Raw genomic sequence first — 15056 nt, forward strand, 5'->3', positions numbered from 1 at the left:
CTACTCCGTCGCCGTCAGGCCGAGCGAGGCGGCAAAGGCGGTGAATTTCTTCGCTTCGTCACTGTCGGCGCCAAACACGGCAATACCGCGATGCAGCGCATCGCGCGCCTGGTCGGCCTTGCCCAGCACAACATAGGAACGAATGAGCCGCATCCATCCTTCCGTGTCGCGCGGATTTTGCCGCAGTTTTTCGTCGAGGCCGGCGACCATGGTGTCGATCATCGCCTGCCTGTCCTGCGGCGCCATCGACGAGGCAGCATCTACGGCTGCGGCATCAGGGCCTTTCGCGGGCTCTCCTGACGCCACGCTGCGGTTGGCGGCCTCGGCCAGCGCCTGTTGGACAGCACCCCGCCACGGCGAATCCTGCGGCAGGAGCCCGAGCATTTTCTGCCAGGCCGCTGTGGCTTCCGGTATGCGGCCTTCCTGCGCCAGCGCCATGGCCAGGTAGAAGGACGCTTTCGGGTTTGCCGGGTCGAGCTTCAACGCCTGTTCGAAAGCCGATTGCGCATCGGCCGAGACAATGCCACCGGCCGCATTGGCGATGGCTTCGCCGAGACCGGCCTGGCGTGCTGCGGTATCGCCGTCGAGGCGGATGGCGTTGCGATAGGCGGTCACGGCATCGGAAAAGCGCTGCAGGCGCAGATAGATCGGGGCGAGCACGTCCCATCCCCTGCCGTCCGACGGATTGGCGGCAAGATGCGCCTCGGCGCGCGCCACCAGTTCGTCGACCGAGGAGTCGGCCGGGTTCTTGGCCAGCCGTTCGGCAAGCGGCTGCGACGGCAGATCGGGCGAGCCGAGCTGGCTGTACAGGCCCCAGCTGAGCAGTGGGACCAGCAGCACCGCTGATGTCGCCACCAGCCTGGCCGCCCTCGACGGCTGCCGCGTGCCGGGCTGATCGGCCTGGCCGGTATTGGCTTGACCAACATCTCCCAGGCGAAGGATGCGGCGGGCGATTTCGGCGCGTGCCTCCTCGGCTTCCGCCGGCTGGATCAGGCCGCGCGCGGCGTCACGCTCAAGCTCGGCCAATTGGTCGCGGTAGACTTCGAGATCATGGTCGCTGCTGGTCGAAGCGCTCTTGCCGCCGCTGGTCAGCGGCAGCAGCACCGCCAGGCTTGCGCCCAGCGTGAGGATTGCGGCTATGACCCAGAACAGCATGGTTCTTCCAATAGAGCGAGAGCCCTGCTCTGCCAACACAAGCGTGCTGCGACGCTTTGACGAGACCCGACCAGCCGGACCGGATGCTCAGGTCAGCGGCGTCCAGCTGCCGTCAGCGTTGCGGCATGCGGTGCCACGCGCAGTCTGGCCGGCCGTGCCGGTGAACACCGTATGCGTGTATTGGCGGCAATCCTGCGAGCCGACGCGATAGGGCTGGGCCGCGACAACCTCGCCGGAATGGGCCGAACTGTCGCTCTTCCACGTCACCTTCTGGCCGCTCGCCGTGTATTCGAGCGCCTTGTATTCCGCCTCGAGCGCCTTGCGCTTCTCGGTCTCGTTCAAGCCACTGCCGATCGATCCGCCGACGAGCCCGCCGGCCATGGCCGCGATGATCGTCGTGGCAACCTTTGCACCGGATGGAGGGGGCGCGGGCGGGTTGGTGATGGAGATATCCGGGCCACTGCCCTTGCCCAGCGTTCCGCAGCCGGAGAGAGCGAGCAGTGCGGAAACGAGCGCAACGCGAATCTTCATGCCAACAACCGGTTTTCTTGAACGGGATGCGCTGGGGGCCGCGTCATCGGGGATGTCTGCTGGCCATAGTATTGATATTTGTCGGAAATTTGGCCGTTTGCCGACCATCCGAGGAGCAATCGACAGGTCGCCATAACACAGGCACCCAGCCATGTCGATTGGCGCTGAAGCATCATTGGAGGCTCCGCAAGCGCACCACCGCCTTCAGCCCACCCATGGCGGAGCGGTCCAGCGCCAGAGCGCCGCCATACTCGTTGACGAGGTCGGCGACAATGGCAAGTCCGAGCCCGGTGCCTGGTTTTGTCTCGTCGAGGCGGCGGCCGCGTTTCAACGCATCGCGGGCCTTGTCCTCGGGAATACCGGGACCGTCATCCTCGATTGATATCTCGAACAGGCCGGTGGCGTCCTTGCTTGCAGCAGGCGTGACAGACACGACAACCCTGTTCTTCGCCCATTTCATTGCATTGTCGAGAAGGTTGCCGAGCAGTTCCTCCAGATCCTCGCGCTCGCCGGCAAAGACGATGTCGGCAGCAGGCAAGGCAAGCGACAGGCTGACATCAGGCTTGAGTTTTTGCAGCACGCGCACCATGCGCTGCACCAGCGGCGTCACCGGGGTGCGGTAGACGACGCTGTCGCGCTGCGCGGCGACGCGGGCCCGCTGCAGATAATGATCGACCTGCTTCTGCATCGAGGCGGCCTGGTCGGCGATGAGCTGGCCCTTGGCGCCGCCCAGCGCCCGCCCCTCGTTGATCAGCACGGCCAGCGGCGTCTTCAGCGAATGGGCGAGATTGCCAACCTGCGTGCGCGAGCGCTCGACAATACGCTTGTTGTTTTCGATCAGCGCATTGGTCTCGTTGGCGAGCGGCTCGATCTCGGCGGGGAATTGGCCGTCGAGCCGCTGCGCCGTGCCTTCGCGCACCAGGGCAAGCGCATTGCGGACCCGGCGCAATGGCTGCAGACCGAGCAGGATGGCGATCGCGTTGATGGCGATCATGCCGACACCGAACAGGCTGAGGTAGATCAGCAGGCGGCCTTGGAAGGTAGCGATCTCCTGCTCGAGCTCGGTCTTGTTGCCCATGACGCGGAAGCGCGCGGCACGGTTCTTGGCGTCGAGGACGAATTCGCTTTCGAACACCTGCAGTTCCTCGTCGCCGATGCCGTCGGTGGAATAGCTGCGCTGGAAACTGGAATTGAAAGGCACCTCGGCGACGGTCGGCGACGGGATCGTCGTCGTCATCGAGGATGAGTGGAGGTTGCCGTGCACGCCTTCGGAAGCCGGCTCCACCGACCAGTACCAGCCCGAATTCGGCTCCGAGAAGCGGAGGTCGCCGAGGTCGGGAGCGCCGGTGAGCTGGCCGGAGTCGGAAACGCCGACGGAGCCGATCAGGTTGAACAGATGCGCCGACAGCAGGCTGTCGAAGCCGCGCTCGCTGGCCTGGCGGTAGAGCGTGGTGATCAGTGTGAAGATCACGATCAGGGTGAGGATCGCCCAGATCGTCGAAAAGCCGATGACGCGAAAAGCCAGCGAGCGCGGCCACAGCCGCGCCGAAAACGGCTTCCTTGCTGGTATGGGGAGCGGTTCCGCCTTACGCCTCCGGCTCACGCATGCGATAGCCCATGCCGCGCACGGTTTCGATCATGTCGATGCCCATCTTCTTGCGCAGCCGGCCGACAAACACCTCGATGGTGTTGGAATCGCGGTCGAAATCCTGGTCGTAGAGATGCTCGACCAGTTCGGTGCGCGACACCACCTCGCCCATATGGTGCATCAGATAGGCAAGCAGGCGGAATTCATGCGAGGTCAGCTTCAGCGGCTGGCCGTTGACATCGGCCTTGGAGGCCTTGGTGTCGAGGCGCAGCGGGCCGCAGGTGAGTTCGGACGAGGCATGGCCGGCGGCGCGCCGGATCAGCGCCCGCACCCGCGCCAGCACCTCCTCGATGTGGAACGGCTTGGTGACGTAATCGTCGGCGCCGGCATCGATGCCCGACACTTTGTCGCTCCAGCGGTCGCGCGCAGTGAGGATAAGCACCGGCATCTTGCGGGCGTTGCGGCGCCAACGCTCGACGACGCTGATGCCGTCCATCTGCGGCAGGCCGATATCGAGCACGACGGCATCATAGGGCTCGGTGTCGCCGAGGAAATGACCCTCCTCGCCGTCATAGGCGCGGTCGACGACATAGCCGGCATCGACCAGCGCGTCGGCCAGCTGTCGGTTGAGATCCTTGTCATCTTCGACGACGAGTACGCGCATGATCGGTCAGGCCTGTTGATGTCTCAGATATAGGCCGATTCCGGCGGCCTGGGAAACGAGCCCTGCAAGAGGGAAGACTGGATCAGTTCGCCGGGACGACGATCTCGGAACGGCGTGGACGCTGACCGTCCTTGCCAGGAACGAGCACGACGATGACGCAGACCTCCTGGCCGCCGCGCGTCGACTGCGAGGCCTTGGCCAGTGTTCCGCCATTCTGCTCGGCAACCTGCTGGCCGATCGCGTAGCAGTCGGCCGCGGCCGCCGGCGTTGCCTGCGACGCCAACACGCCGGCGATGCCAAGCGCCAGTGTCGCGGTTCTGAAATGGGAGCGAAGCGTTTTCATGGTTGGCGTTGTAACGCAACTGTGCTGAACGTGAAATGAACGGTGAATGGTTGAAAATCCATCCCCGCAATACCCCTGCGCGCGAAACGAATGAATGCAGTCATGCCGCCCGGTCCCCTCAGACCGGGCGAGGGATTCATAGCCGGAAAAAAGGCTGTGCGGCTATGGTTTTCGTGCGGCGGATTCTTGAAACCTGCCCTGGCGACCGGAGGTCTGTCGCAAGCGCCCTAGGCGTCGGTCAAAGCGACATATTCGACGGGCGCCCTAAATAGCGTAGGAAACGCCAAACCATCGGAGCGCGCCATGACGGATAGTGACCTTGCCGACCTCTACCGGGGCTACATCGCCTGCCTGAATACCCAGGACTGGGCCAATCTCGGAAAGTTTGTCGGCAATGAAGTCCAGCACAATGGCGAAATGCTCGGCCTGTCAGGCTATCGCCGCATGCTCGAAGGCGACTTCGAGGCCATTCCCGATCTCAGTTTCAACATCGAACTCCTGGTCTGCCAACCACCGCGCGTGGCGGCGCGCCTGCATTTCGACTGTCATCCCAAGGGAGTGCTGTTCGGCCTGCCGGTGAATGGCAAGCGCGTGTCGTTCACCGAAAATGTGTTCTACGAATTCGGAGAGGGTCGCATCCGCGAGGTGTGGTCGGTCATCGACAAGGCCGAGATCCAGGCGCAGATTTAGGGTTCGCTCTGCGTGATGGCCCGAATTCGTATCACTCCGTGATGGAGCGCCAGGTCCTCGTCGTAACGGGCTTCGGCGAATTCCAGCGACAGCCGGGTCTGGTCGCGCGAGCCGGTGGCGAATGCAGCGCCGTCGAGGCGCGCCCGGATGCTGTCCATGATCAGCCGCGTCTCGGCCTCGCCTTGCGCCTTCGACCAGACATGCAGCGTGATGAGCTGGTCGTCATCATTATCAGTGCCGGTGTCCAGATCGAACGCGCTGGTCCGGCCATAGGTGACATAGGGAAAGGCAGCACTGTCGGCCGCCTGCTCGCGCAAACCGGCGCCGCCGAGCAGCGCCGTTAGCGAGGCGTCGCTCTTCAATCTCATGAACAAGGCTTGCAGCAAATCGCCGGGCGCCGTCATCGTCGTCTCCGCTCGCCTGTCACACGCCTAAGAGCATGATGTCATCCGAAAACCGCTTCACACTTTTCGGCATCATGCTCTGGAACAAACCTCATGCTCGCCGGCAGTTTCGCGCGCAACCTAACCGCGTTGCACGGATTTCGCCAGATGACGATCCGCCTGGTGGAAGAAGCGAATCGGGCGGCATGGCCGTTTCACCGACCGGTTTCTATTTGGCATGCAGGGAGTTTCAAGAAGGGTGTTATGAGGAGGCCTGTTTTCTCCGACAATTCGAGGTCATTTCATGCGAACGCCATCGCTGCTGCCGGCTTTTGGAAAGCTCGGCGTCAAGCCCCCGGTCGCGATTGCAGCAGCACCCACCCTGTCGAAGAGCACCGTAGCTTTGCGCATGCGGGAGGTTCTTTCCGTGCATGGCGGCCTGGCCTTGAAGCTGTCGGTGCTGGTCTGGACCATCCTGATCCTGGCGGCGGCATTTTTCATGTCAAAGGCCTGATGCCGCGATGGCAAACCGCTACGCATTGCGCATGGACGAGCCGGAGAGCTGGACCATCTACGACATCTTCACCGGCCAGCCTGTCGAGCTCAAGCATCAGGTCATGGTGGGCATGACTATACGCGATGCGGAAGCGATGGCTGACCGCCTGAACAATCAAGACGTCAAGCGGCGGGCGAAGGCGGACCGCAAATCCTGATCCAGCAGCTAGCTGAAGTCCGCGGCGGTGAGCACATACACGCTCTTGCGGCTGCGGGCATACGCCTTGCTGGCGATGTCATGGATTGAGCTGGACGCCGTATCGAAGGCCGCCAGATAGGTGGCTTCCGAGGTCGCCGTCCCCGATGGCGCCTTCGAGAGCGCATCGGCGGCAACAGAGAAGGAAATCTGGAACATACCGTCATGGCCGACAAAGCGTATGCGCTTCCCGGCCTCGTCATAGCTGCGGCTTGGATTGGGGAATGTCAGGCTCATGACTTGGCTCCCTTCGGTGCGGTGGCGGCTTTCTTGGCTGTCGCCCGCTTCTTCTTCGGTGTCGGGTTCAAGGCTTCGGCAACGCGGTCGGCCTCTTCCTTGGCCAGGCGTAATTCCCTGAGCCTTGCCGTCTTGATCTCCCTGGCTCTCGCCTCGGACACGTAGTCGGAGGTTGCCTTGTTGCGCTCGGCCGTCTTCTTCTGCTTGTCCATGAAGCGGGCCTCAGCTTTTTCCATGATACTCTGATTGCCGTCGGCCATCGCTTAAATCTCCCTTGTGGCTGAAATCGTTGAAATGAAACTTTCCACATAAATAGTCGCTTTGGCGTAGAAATTCAATTTTTTGAATTATTTAGACGCTGCGCGATGTCTGGAAATCCGCAAGCCGCATAATACTTTTAAATATTTTGGATTGCCCGCGAATAATTTTTGGCACTCCTATCTATCGAGTGCCAACGCGCCTATAAGAGCGGCGTGGCCGCCTGTGCCGGCCCCAGAAAGAAGTTCTCATGAAGTTTCGGCCACTCCACGACCGCGTCGTCATCCGGCGCGCCGAAGGCGATACCAAATCCAAGGGCGGCATCATCATTCCCGACAATGCCAAGGAAAAGCCGCAGGAAGGCGAAGTCATCGCCGTCGGCCCCGGCGCTCGCGACGAAAACGGCGCGCTTGTCCCGCTCGACGTCAAAGCAGGCGACTTGATCCTGTTCGGCAAATGGTCGGGCACCGAAGTCAAGATCGACGGCGAGGACCTTCTGATCATGAAGGAAGCCGACATTATGGGCGTGATCGAGAAGAGCGTCGAAGCCAAGAAGGCTGCCTGATTGGCGCGCTGCGCGGTCCGCGCGGCGAACGGTCCACTCCAAATACGAACTGGATGAAAAAATGTCTGCCAAGGAAATCAAATTCTCCACCGACGCGCGCGACCGTATGTTGCGCGGCGTCGAGATCCTCAACAATGCGGTGAAGGTCACGCTCGGTCCCAAGGGCCGCAACGTCATCATCGACAAGGCCTATGGCGCGCCGCGCATCACCAAGGACGGCGTAACGGTGGCCAAGGAAATCGAACTTGCCGACAAGTTCGAGAACATGGGCGCGCAGATGGTGCGCGAAGTGGCCTCGAAGACCAACGACCTTGCCGGTGACGGCACCACCACCGCCACGGTGCTGGCCGCCTCGATCCTGCGCGAAGGCGCCAAGCTGGTTGCCGCCGGCATGAACCCGATGGACCTCAAGCGCGGTATCGACCAGGCGGTCGCCGCCGTGGTCAAGGACATCAAGGCGAAGGCCAAGAAGGTCAAGTCGTCGGCCGAGATCGCGCAGGTCGGCACCATCGCCGCCAATGGCGATGCCAGCGTCGGCGCCATGATCGCCAAGGCGATGGACAAGGTCGGCAATGACGGCGTCATCACCGTCGAGGAAGCCAAGACCGCCGACACTGAGCTCGACGTCGTCGAAGGCATGCAGTTCGATCGTGGCTATCTCAGCCCCTATTTCGTCACCAATGCCGACAAGATGCGTGTCGAGCTGGAAGAGCCTTACGTCCTCATCCACGAGAAGAAGCTCGGCAATCTGCAGGCGATGCTGCCGATCCTCGAAGCGGTGGTTCAGAGCGGCAGGCCGCTGCTGATCATTTCGGAAGACGTCGAAGGCGAAGCTTTGGCGACGCTGGTCGTCAACAAATTGCGCGGCGGCCTCAAGGTCGCGGCAGTCAAGGCGCCGGGCTTCGGCGATCGCCGCAAGGCGATGCTGGAAGACATTGCGGTGCTCACCGCTGGCCAGATGATTTCCGAGGATCTCGGCATCAAGCTCGAAAACGTCACCATCGAGATGCTCGGCCGCGCCAAACGCGTGCTGATCGAGAAGGACACCACCACGATCATCGACGGCGCCGGCACCAAGGCCACCATCCAGGCGCGCATCGCCCAGATCAAGGGGCAGATCGAGGAGACGACGTCCGACTACGACAAGGAGAAGCTGCAGGAGCGGCTGGCCAAGCTTGCCGGCGGCGTTGCCGTCATCCGTGTCGGCGGCGTCACCGAGTCGGAAGTGAAGGAAAAGAAGGACCGCATCGACGACGCACTGAACGCGACGCGCGCGGCGGTCGAAGAAGGCATCGTCCCCGGTGGCGGCGTGGCGCTTCTGCGCGCCAGGTCGGCGCTTAATGGGCTGACCGGCGCCAATGACGATGTGACGGCAGGCATTTCGATCGTGCTTCGCGCGCTCGAAGCGCCGATCCGCCAGATCGCCGAGAATTCCGGTGTCGAAGGCTCGATCGTTGTCGGCAAGCTTTCCGACAGCAAGGACCACAATCAGGGGTTTGACGCCCAGAACGAGGTCTATGTCGACATGATCAAGGCGGGCATCGTCGACCCGGCGAAAGTGGTGCGCACCGCACTGCAGGATGCCGGCTCGATCGCAGCGCTTCTGATCACCGCCGAAGCCATGATCACCGACATCCCGGCCAAGGATGCAGCGCCCGCGGGCGGCGGCGGCGGCATGGGCGGCTACTGACCACCGCCAGAAATGCCCGCCCGGAAAAGCCGGACGGGCCAAGGCAGAACAACGGCCGCCGGGGAGATTTTCCCGGCAGCCTGAGGATTTCCGTCAGTCAGCAGTCAGCAACGACAGGGAGATCGACAGATGATCACGTTCGTCCCGAAGCCAAATGGCGTGCCGGCGAAGCCGGCCGAGGAAAGCCGCTTCGATCGCATCCGCCGGATTGCCGCCGACAAGCACAGACTGACCGACGCCGGTACAATCCGCCGCGATCTCCCGAAGACCGGCGACAAGCGGCCGATGTAACGGCTGCACCAAAGGGCTCAGCGCGTCTCGCCGCTGATCAATGCGGCATGGTCCTTGATGACGGAGACTGCAAAACGGATGACCGCGCGCACCGGCGCTTCCGCTCCGATTTCGCGACGATAGGCGAGAAAAACCGGGTGACTGCCGAGAACGTCGGGCGCAAGCCGCACCATGCGCGGCTCGGATTCCGCCAGCATGCAAGGCATCACGGCTAGCCCAGCGCCGCTCAGCGCCGCCGCCAGCATTTCCGTCATTTCGGCAACGCGAAAGACCGTTGTCGCACCGGCACCATGCGCCTCTATCCATCTTGCGCCGGGAACGCTGGCGAGCCTGGCATCGAATCCGATGATTTCGTGTCCGGCGAGATGACGCGGGTCGATAGGCTGCGGGTGACGGTCGAGATAACGCTGCGAGGCATAGATCGACCAGCCGGCGATACAAAGTTTGCGCGCGATCAGCGTATCGTCGGCGACGACGCCCATCCTGATCGCGAGATCTGCCTCGCCCTGCTGCAGGTCGACCGCCCGGCTGCCGCTGAACAATTCGAGATTGATGGCAGGGTTGGCCTTGTTGAAGGCGGCCATGCGCTCAGCGAAGAACGGGCTGAGGCCGGACGGAAGGGCGAGGCGAACACTGTTCCTGCCCGAGCGCGCCAATGCCAGCAGCGCCTGCATTGCGCGTTCGACGTCGTCGCCGAGCGGCAGCAGCTTGCGGCCAAGCGGCGTGATCTCGATGCCGTGCGGTCGTCGCACCACGAGCGAGACCCCGAGCGCTGCTTCGAGCGCGGTCAGGCGGCGGCTGATGGTCGTATGGCGCACGCCAAGCGCACGCGCCGCGCCCGATAGCGTTCCCGCGCGTGCCGTGGCGAGGAAATAGCGCAAGTCGTTCCAATCGGGTTCGCCGGGTTTTGCCACGCGCCTTTCTCCGTCGGTGCCTGTGCAATTTTGCACAGACATGCGCACAAATTGCAAATCGCGACAGCGTCGCGTTCGCGCGAGGATCGGCGTGATCCAAGTCAAGGAGATGGCCATGGACATTCAGGACCTACGGACAATGGTTGCCAAGCACGCGACATCGACCAACGCGCTGGTGGCACTCGGTCTGGCGATCGACGCCCGCGTGCGCGGCACGACGCTCGACGGCGATACCGCCCGGCGCACCGAGGCGGTGCTCGGCGAACTCGGCATATCCGACGTGGTGGCGAACACCAGCGCTCGCGAACTTGCACCGGTGCTTGCCGGCATCAAGGCCGACCTGCTGTCGGGCGGCAAGCTTCTGTCGGAGCCTTCTGAAAGCAGCCGGCATCTGGAGGATGGCATGCGTCAGGCCTTCGGCGATGTTTCGGCCGGTTTCCCGTTGCTGCTGAAGCGGTTGATCGCGCCGCTGCTTGCCGATCTGCCGGAGCGGCTTGAGTCGCCTAGCGCGACCTTCCTGGATATCGGCGTCGGCGTCGGCGCGCTGTCGATCGCAATGCTCAGGCAGTGGCCCGGCCTCAAGGTGGTCGGTGTCGATCCCATGCCCGAGGCGATTGCACAGGCGCGATCCAATGTCATGGCGGCAGGTCTCGACCATCGCATCGAACTGCGCACCGGGCTCGGCCAGGACATCACTGAGGAGAACGCGTTCGACCTTGTCTTCGTGCCGAGCGCCTTCATCCCCGAGCCGCAGGTCAGGGCGATTGTCGCGCGCGGCCACGCCGCGCTGCGTCCCGGCGGCTGGCTGCTGCTGGCGATGGTCAAGCCCGGGCCGGACGCGCTCGGACAGGCGCTCGCCCATTTCCGCACAGGCATATTCGGTGGCACGGTGTTTGAAAAGGACGCCGCCTGCGACTGCGTCGAGCAGTGCGGCTATGTCGAGACACGAATGCTGCCAGGCCCGACCGGGGCGCCCGTCGCCTTTGTCGTCGGGCGCAAGCCGGGCTGACTTCAGGAAACCGGCAACGCTCCGCCTTCTTCGGTGCGCCGGGCGATGAACTCGTCGAGCACATCAGATGTGGCGGCTGCGGACGCCGGCGGCTGGAAGTCGGCCAGCGCCCGTTTCCAGATGCCGGTGGCACGCTCGGTGGCCGACTTGGAGCCGGACTGCGTCCAGTTGCCGAAATTCGACCAGTCGGCGACCAGCGGCTCGTAGAAGGCGGTGCGGTAGCGCGCCATTGTGTGACCGGCGGAGAAGAAGTGTCCGCCCGGCTGCACTTCGGCGATGGCATCGAAGCCGATCGCATCCTCATCACCGGGTGTCGCCGCACAGAGTTCGGCAACCGTCTGCAACGCCTCGATATCGGTGATCAGCTTCTCATAGGAGACGCTGAGGCCGCCCTCCAGCCAGCCCGCTGCATGGATGCAGACGGTGGCGCCGGCAAGCACCGAGCCCCACAGCGCGAACTGCGTCTCGTGCGCTGCCTGCACATCGGAAACGTTGGCCGCACTGCCGCCGCCGGAGCGCCAGGGCAGACCGGTGAAGCGCGCCAGCTGGCCGGCACCAAGGGTCGCCTTGACGTGCTCGGGCGTGCCGAAGGCCGGCGCGCCCGATTTCATGTCGACATTGGAGGAGAACGAGCCGTACACCACCGGCGCGCCCGGCCGCACCATCTGCGCCAGCGTCAGTCCGGCCAGCGCCTCGGCGTGCTGCAGCGTCAATGCGCCGGCCACCGTGATCGGCGCCATGGCGCCGGCCAGACAGAAGGGTGTGATGACAGACACCTGGCCGGCCTTGGCAAAGTCGATGATGCCTTGCGCCATCGGGATGTCGAGCTGGCGCGGCGAATTGGTGTTGATGACGGTGTAGCAATGGACGCCGGCAAGGAACTCGTCCTGCGAGAGACCACGCGCCAGCCGGACCATCTCGAACCCATCCTCGACCTGCGGCGTGCCGCGCGCGAAGACGAAGGGGAACTTGTCCGACAGCGTCAGCTGGGCTCGGTTGGCGGCATAGTGGCGCAAACGGTTGTCGACATCCTGCGGTTCGATACAGGGGCACAGCATGTGCAGCACGTCGAAATGCTGAATAAGCTTGGTCAGCTCCTCAAAGGCGGCGAGTGTGCCCGGCCGCCGGCCGCGTTCGAGATCTGTGACGTTGGGTGCGCCGGCGCCGGCCAGGAACGTCATCGAGCCGAGTTCGAGCGTGAGGTCGCGGCTGCGGTCGCCGGCCAGCGCTCGGATGGATTTTGGCGCCGAGGCCAGCGCTGCCGTGACGATATCGCGCCCGATGCACACCATCTGGCTATCTTCATCGACCAGCGCACCGGAGTGGGCGAAGATGGTGCGCGCCTCGGGCAGCAACACCTTGATGCCGAGCTCTTCCAGTACGCGCAACGCCGTGTCGTGGATGGCGGCGACCTGGTCGTCCGAAAACACCGGCTGCGGTAGGAACGGGTTCTTCAGCGACCGGTAGTTCGGGTGGCGGCTTGACCCGCTACCGGCCTCACTGGCGTGTCCTCGACGACGCTCGCGCCTGTTGTCCCGTGCGGCCTCATCAACCATGGCAGTTTCTCCTCATTGCCGCATCGCCTTGCCCTCGGGGTCGTAGGGCGAGGCCGGAATAACGCGCGCCGGCCGTTCAACGCCGACAATGTGCACCGAAAGCTCGGTCCCCTCCCCGGCGAAATCGTCGTTAAGCAACGCCAGCGCGACGCTTTTGCCAATCGTGTAGCCATAACCGCCGGAGGTGACGAAGCCGACGCGCCGGCCCTTGTGCCAGACCGGCTCGAAGCCGCTGGCGTCGGCATCGACAGCATCGATCTCCAATGTCACGAGCCGTTGCGAGGACCCTGCTTCACGCTGTCTGAGGGCGGCGTCACGACCGATAAAATCGCCCTTGCCGAACGCGATGAAACGATCGAGGCCGGTTTGCGCCGGCGTGTAGGCTTGGGTGAATTCGCGCGACCAGATGCCAAAGCTCTTTTCCAGCCGCAGTGCGTTGAGCGCATAGTAGCCAATTTCGGCAAGGCCGAGATCCGCGCCGGCGGCGAGCAGGGTTTCACGCAAGGCGGCGTGCATGATGGCCGGGCAGTTGATCTCGAAGCCGAGCTCGCCGGCAATCGACAGCCGCGCCACGCGGGCACTCACCATACCAATGTCGAACCGGCCGCAAGCCATGAACGGCAAGGCGCCTGCCGAGACGTCCTGATGCGTGGTCCGTGCCACGATATCCCGCGCCTTCGGTCCGGTGACGAGGAAGCCGCTGACGGTGTCGGAGATGTCGATGACGGAAACGCCTTGCGCCTGATGCGCTTCGAACCAGCGCATGTGGAATTCTCGGAGATAGTAGGAGCCCATGAGCCAGTATTCGCCGCCACCCCAGTTGAGCACGGTGAGGTCGCCCTTCAGCCGTCCGTCCGGCCCAAGCATCGGCGCCAGCCTCGCCTGCCCCGGCTTCGGCAGCTTCGACGCCAGCAGCCGGTCGAGCCAGGCCTGCGCACCCGGCCCCGATACGGCATAGCGCGAGAAGGCCGAGGTATCGACGAGACCTGCGGCGTGGCGCACCTGCAACGCCTCGTCACCGACAATGTCGAAAGCGTTGGAGCGCTTCAGCGTCGTCTCCTCGCGAAAGCCGATCGGTGCGAAATAGGCGGGGATTTCGAGTCCCCATGAGGACGTCCATTCGCATCCCGCTGCCGTCATGCCGTCATAGGCGCCGGGGCGTTTCAGCGGCCGGCCGGCCGGCAGGCGCTCATTGGGGAAGGTCATGACGAAGCGGCGGGCATAGAACTGGCGTGTCGTCTGCTTCAGATATTCGCGGTTGGCCGCAAAGGCGCCGTAGCGGGCGATGTCCATGCCGAATATGTCGGCATGCGGTTCGCCATGGATCATCCATTCGGCCAGCGATTTGCCGACGCCGCCGCCCTGGCTGAAGCCGGCCATGACGCCGCAGGCAACCCAGTAATTCCTAAGGCCGCGAACGGGGCCGACGAGCGGGTTGCCGTCGGGCGTGAAGGTGAAGGCGCCGTTGACCCATTTGCGGATGCCAGCCGTGGCCAGGCACGGGAAGCGCTCATAGGCCTTCGTCAGTTCGGGGCTGATGCGGTCGATGTCTTCCGGGATCAGCTCGATGCCGTAATCCCAGGGCGCACCGTCCATGTTCCAGTGCTTCGGGTTCTGCTCATAGACGCCGAGCAGGACGCCTTTGCGCTCCTGGCGGAGATAGGAAAAGCCGTCGAGGTCGACGGCGAGGCCGAGCTCCTTGTCGAGCGCGGCCACCTCCGGAATGTCCTCGGTGACGAAGTAATGATGCTCCATCGGCGTCACCGGCAGCTCGACGCCGGCCATGCGGCCGACCTGCTTGGCCCACAGGCCACCGGCATTGACGACATGCTCGGCAACGATCGTGCCCTGTTCGGTCAGCACATCCCAGCCGCCATCGGCGCGCGCCTTCAGATCGAGCACCCGGTTGCGCAGGATGACATCGGCGCCGCGTTTTTTTGCAGCACCGGCATAGGCATGCGTTGTACCGTAGGGATCGAGATGGCCTTCGTTGGAATCATAGAGGCCGCCCAGCACGCCGTTGACGTCGACGATCGGGCAGATTGCCATGATCTCCTCAGGCGTCACCAGCCGCGCGGTCTCGATGCCGACCGACTGGAACACCGCCCAGGCCGATTTCAGCCACTCCCAGCGCTGCGGGTCGCTTGCCATGTTGACGCCGCCGGTCATATGCAGGCCGGCATTCTGGCCGGACTCGGCCTCGATCTCGCGATAGAGCTTGATCGTATAGTCCTGCAGCGCCGCGACATTGGGATCGGCGTTCAGCGCATGGAATCCGGCTGCGGCATGCCAGGTCGAACCGGCGGTCAGCTCGGCGCGTTCGATCAGCGCCACCTCGCTCCAGCCGAAGCGCGCCAGATGGTAAAGCACCGAGGCGCCGACCACGCCTCCGCCAATGACGACCGCCCGATAATGCGACTTCACGAGCCTC

General features: G+C 63.8%; 18 protein-coding genes. 7 read left to right on the forward strand and 11 right to left on the reverse strand.

Translation table 11 applies throughout. The features are described from left to right. The 5 genes from ccmI to AC1D1B_RS09365 all read right to left on the reverse strand — a co-directional run bounded on the left by ccmI (position 1) and on the right by AC1D1B_RS09365 (position 4281). Positions 1 to 1155 carry a c-type cytochrome biogenesis protein CcmI gene (gene ccmI, locus AC1D1B_RS09345; RefSeq protein ID WP_477331398.1) on the reverse strand — a complete coding sequence of 385 codons (1155 nt, stop codon included), beginning with the start codon at positions 1153 to 1155 and terminating at the stop codon, positions 1 to 3. Between the two features lie 87 nt (positions 1156 to 1242). Continuing rightward, positions 1243 to 1686, reverse strand: a complete 444-nt coding sequence (locus tag AC1D1B_RS09350; protein ID WP_477331400.1) for a hypothetical protein — start codon at positions 1684 to 1686, stop codon at positions 1243 to 1245. Positions 1687 to 1858: 172 nt separating this feature from the next. Continuing rightward, positions 1859 to 3289, reverse strand: coding sequence for an ATP-binding protein (locus tag AC1D1B_RS09355; protein WP_477331402.1), 1431 nt, complete (start codon positions 3287 to 3289; stop codon positions 1859 to 1861). Beyond that, positions 3273 to 3938, reverse strand: a complete 666-nt coding sequence (locus tag AC1D1B_RS09360; protein WP_477331404.1) for a response regulator transcription factor — start codon at positions 3936 to 3938, stop codon at positions 3273 to 3275. Before AC1D1B_RS09360 ends, AC1D1B_RS09355 begins: the two co-directional genes overlap by 17 nt. An 82-nt stretch (positions 3939 to 4020) precedes the next feature. Next, the gene (locus AC1D1B_RS09365) at positions 4021 to 4281 is read right to left on the reverse strand and encodes a hypothetical protein (RefSeq protein WP_352584879.1); all 261 of its coding nucleotides are present in this window, start codon (positions 4279 to 4281) and stop codon (positions 4021 to 4023) included. Between the two features lie 303 nt (positions 4282 to 4584). Here AC1D1B_RS09365 and AC1D1B_RS09370 point away from each other — a divergent pair, with 303 nt between their 5' ends. Further along, positions 4585 to 4971 (forward strand): ester cyclase, encoded by a 387-nt coding sequence (locus AC1D1B_RS09370; RefSeq protein ID WP_477331406.1) that lies wholly within the window; start codon positions 4585 to 4587, stop codon positions 4969 to 4971. Here the strand turns inward: AC1D1B_RS09370 and AC1D1B_RS09375 are convergent. Continuing rightward, the gene (locus AC1D1B_RS09375) at positions 4968 to 5375 is read right to left on the reverse strand and encodes a DUF3168 domain-containing protein (protein ID WP_477331408.1); all 408 of its coding nucleotides are present in this window, start codon (positions 5373 to 5375) and stop codon (positions 4968 to 4970) included. The two genes, AC1D1B_RS09370 and AC1D1B_RS09375, sit on opposite strands and share 4 nt — an antisense overlap. Positions 5376 to 5658: 283 nt before the next feature. On the opposite strand from AC1D1B_RS09375, the gene AC1D1B_RS09380 reads away from it, so the two are divergent. Together AC1D1B_RS09380 and AC1D1B_RS09385 are read left to right on the forward strand one after the other, a co-directional pair. Beyond that, positions 5659 to 5868, forward strand: a complete 210-nt coding sequence (locus AC1D1B_RS09380; RefSeq protein WP_477331410.1) for a hypothetical protein — start codon at positions 5659 to 5661, stop codon at positions 5866 to 5868. Positions 5869 to 5875: 7 nt separating this feature from the next. Then, complete coding sequence (locus AC1D1B_RS09385) at positions 5876 to 6067, forward strand: hypothetical protein (protein WP_477331412.1); 192 nt, start codon at positions 5876 to 5878, stop codon at positions 6065 to 6067. A gap of 8 nt (positions 6068 to 6075) precedes the next feature. Here the strand turns inward: AC1D1B_RS09385 and AC1D1B_RS09390 are convergent, their stop codons facing one another. Both AC1D1B_RS09390 and AC1D1B_RS09395 read right to left on the reverse strand, forming a co-directional pair. Further along, positions 6076 to 6342, reverse strand: a complete 267-nt coding sequence (locus AC1D1B_RS09390) for a DUF1488 family protein (RefSeq protein WP_181058896.1) — start codon at positions 6340 to 6342, stop codon at positions 6076 to 6078. Then, on the reverse strand, positions 6339 to 6602 hold the full coding sequence (locus tag AC1D1B_RS09395) for a hypothetical protein (protein ID WP_477331414.1): 264 nt from the start codon (positions 6600 to 6602) through the stop codon (positions 6339 to 6341). The genes AC1D1B_RS09390 and AC1D1B_RS09395 overlap by 4 nt, the downstream gene beginning before the upstream one ends. Before the next feature lie 248 nt (positions 6603 to 6850). On the opposite strand from AC1D1B_RS09395, the gene AC1D1B_RS09400 reads away from it, so the two are divergent. From AC1D1B_RS09400 to AC1D1B_RS09410, 3 genes are all read left to right on the forward strand, one after another. Then, on the forward strand, positions 6851 to 7165 hold the full coding sequence (locus AC1D1B_RS09400) for a co-chaperone GroES (RefSeq protein WP_019859661.1): 315 nt from the start codon (positions 6851 to 6853) through the stop codon (positions 7163 to 7165). Between the two features lie 61 nt (positions 7166 to 7226). Beyond that, on the forward strand, positions 7227 to 8855 hold the full coding sequence (gene groL / locus AC1D1B_RS09405) for a chaperonin GroEL (protein ID WP_477331417.1): 1629 nt from the start codon (positions 7227 to 7229) through the stop codon (positions 8853 to 8855). A gap of 129 nt (positions 8856 to 8984) precedes the next feature. Next, on the forward strand, positions 8985 to 9146 hold the full coding sequence (locus AC1D1B_RS09410; RefSeq protein WP_477331419.1) for a hypothetical protein: 162 nt from the start codon (positions 8985 to 8987) through the stop codon (positions 9144 to 9146). A gap of 17 nt (positions 9147 to 9163) precedes the next feature. Here AC1D1B_RS09410 and AC1D1B_RS09415 read toward each other — a convergent pair whose 3' ends face one another. Beyond that, a complete protein-coding gene (locus AC1D1B_RS09415) occupies positions 9164 to 10060 on the reverse strand; it encodes a LysR family transcriptional regulator (RefSeq protein ID WP_477331421.1) in 897 nt (298 codons plus the stop codon). Between the two features lie 115 nt (positions 10061 to 10175). Here AC1D1B_RS09415 and AC1D1B_RS09420 point away from each other — a divergent pair, with 115 nt between their 5' ends. Next, complete coding sequence (locus tag AC1D1B_RS09420; RefSeq protein WP_477331423.1) at positions 10176 to 11069, forward strand: SAM-dependent methyltransferase; 894 nt, start codon at positions 10176 to 10178, stop codon at positions 11067 to 11069. 2 nt (positions 11070 to 11071) lie between these two features. On the opposite strand, the gene AC1D1B_RS09425 is transcribed toward AC1D1B_RS09420, so the two are convergent. Together AC1D1B_RS09425 and AC1D1B_RS09430 are read right to left on the reverse strand one after the other, a co-directional pair. Further along, positions 11072 to 12625 carry a trimethylamine methyltransferase family protein gene (locus AC1D1B_RS09425; protein ID WP_477331425.1) on the reverse strand — a complete coding sequence of 518 codons (1554 nt, stop codon included), beginning with the start codon at positions 12623 to 12625 and terminating at the stop codon, positions 11072 to 11074. A gap of 12 nt (positions 12626 to 12637) precedes the next feature. Further along, on the reverse strand, positions 12638 to 15049 hold the full coding sequence (locus AC1D1B_RS09430) for a GcvT family protein (RefSeq protein ID WP_477331427.1): 2412 nt from the start codon (positions 15047 to 15049) through the stop codon (positions 12638 to 12640). Positions 15050 to 15056 lie beyond the last annotated feature (7 nt).

The sequence above is a fragment of the Mesorhizobium sp. P2_C5_2 genome (assembly GCF_056404535.1).

Bases quoted from the DNA above. Each gene is read 5' to 3' on its own strand.
- AC1D1B_RS09395 (WP_477331414.1), bottom strand. From the start codon at position 6,602: ATGGCCGACGGCAATCAGAGTATCATGGAAAAAGCTGAGGCCCGCTTC.
- AC1D1B_RS09410 (WP_477331419.1), top strand. From the start codon at position 8,985: ATGATCACGTTCGTCCCGAAGCCAAATGGCGTGCCGGCGAAGCCGGCC.
- AC1D1B_RS09425 (WP_477331425.1), bottom strand. From the start codon at position 12,625: ATGGTTGATGAGGCCGCACGGGACAACAGGCGCGAGCGTCGTCGAGGA.
- groL (WP_477331417.1), top strand. From the start codon at position 7,227: ATGTCTGCCAAGGAAATCAAATTCTCCACCGACGCGCGCGACCGTATG.
- AC1D1B_RS09380 (WP_477331410.1), top strand. From the start codon at position 5,659: ATGCGAACGCCATCGCTGCTGCCGGCTTTTGGAAAGCTCGGCGTCAAG.
- AC1D1B_RS09420 (WP_477331423.1), top strand. From the start codon at position 10,176: ATGGACATTCAGGACCTACGGACAATGGTTGCCAAGCACGCGACATCG.
- AC1D1B_RS09350 (WP_477331400.1), bottom strand. From the start codon at position 1,686: ATGAAGATTCGCGTTGCGCTCGTTTCCGCACTGCTCGCTCTCTCCGGC.
- AC1D1B_RS09400 (WP_019859661.1), top strand. From the start codon at position 6,851: ATGAAGTTTCGGCCACTCCACGACCGCGTCGTCATCCGGCGCGCCGAA.
- AC1D1B_RS09360 (WP_477331404.1), bottom strand. From the start codon at position 3,938: ATGCGCGTACTCGTCGTCGAAGATGACAAGGATCTCAACCGACAGCTG.
- ccmI (WP_477331398.1), bottom strand. From the start codon at position 1,155: ATGCTGTTCTGGGTCATAGCCGCAATCCTCACGCTGGGCGCAAGCCTG.
- AC1D1B_RS09370 (WP_477331406.1), top strand. From the start codon at position 4,585: ATGACGGATAGTGACCTTGCCGACCTCTACCGGGGCTACATCGCCTGC.
- AC1D1B_RS09385 (WP_477331412.1), top strand. From the start codon at position 5,876: ATGGCAAACCGCTACGCATTGCGCATGGACGAGCCGGAGAGCTGGACC.
- AC1D1B_RS09390 (WP_181058896.1), bottom strand. From the start codon at position 6,342: ATGAGCCTGACATTCCCCAATCCAAGCCGCAGCTATGACGAGGCCGGG.
- AC1D1B_RS09365 (WP_352584879.1), bottom strand. From the start codon at position 4,281: ATGAAAACGCTTCGCTCCCATTTCAGAACCGCGACACTGGCGCTTGGC.
- AC1D1B_RS09375 (WP_477331408.1), bottom strand. From the start codon at position 5,375: ATGACGGCGCCCGGCGATTTGCTGCAAGCCTTGTTCATGAGATTGAAG.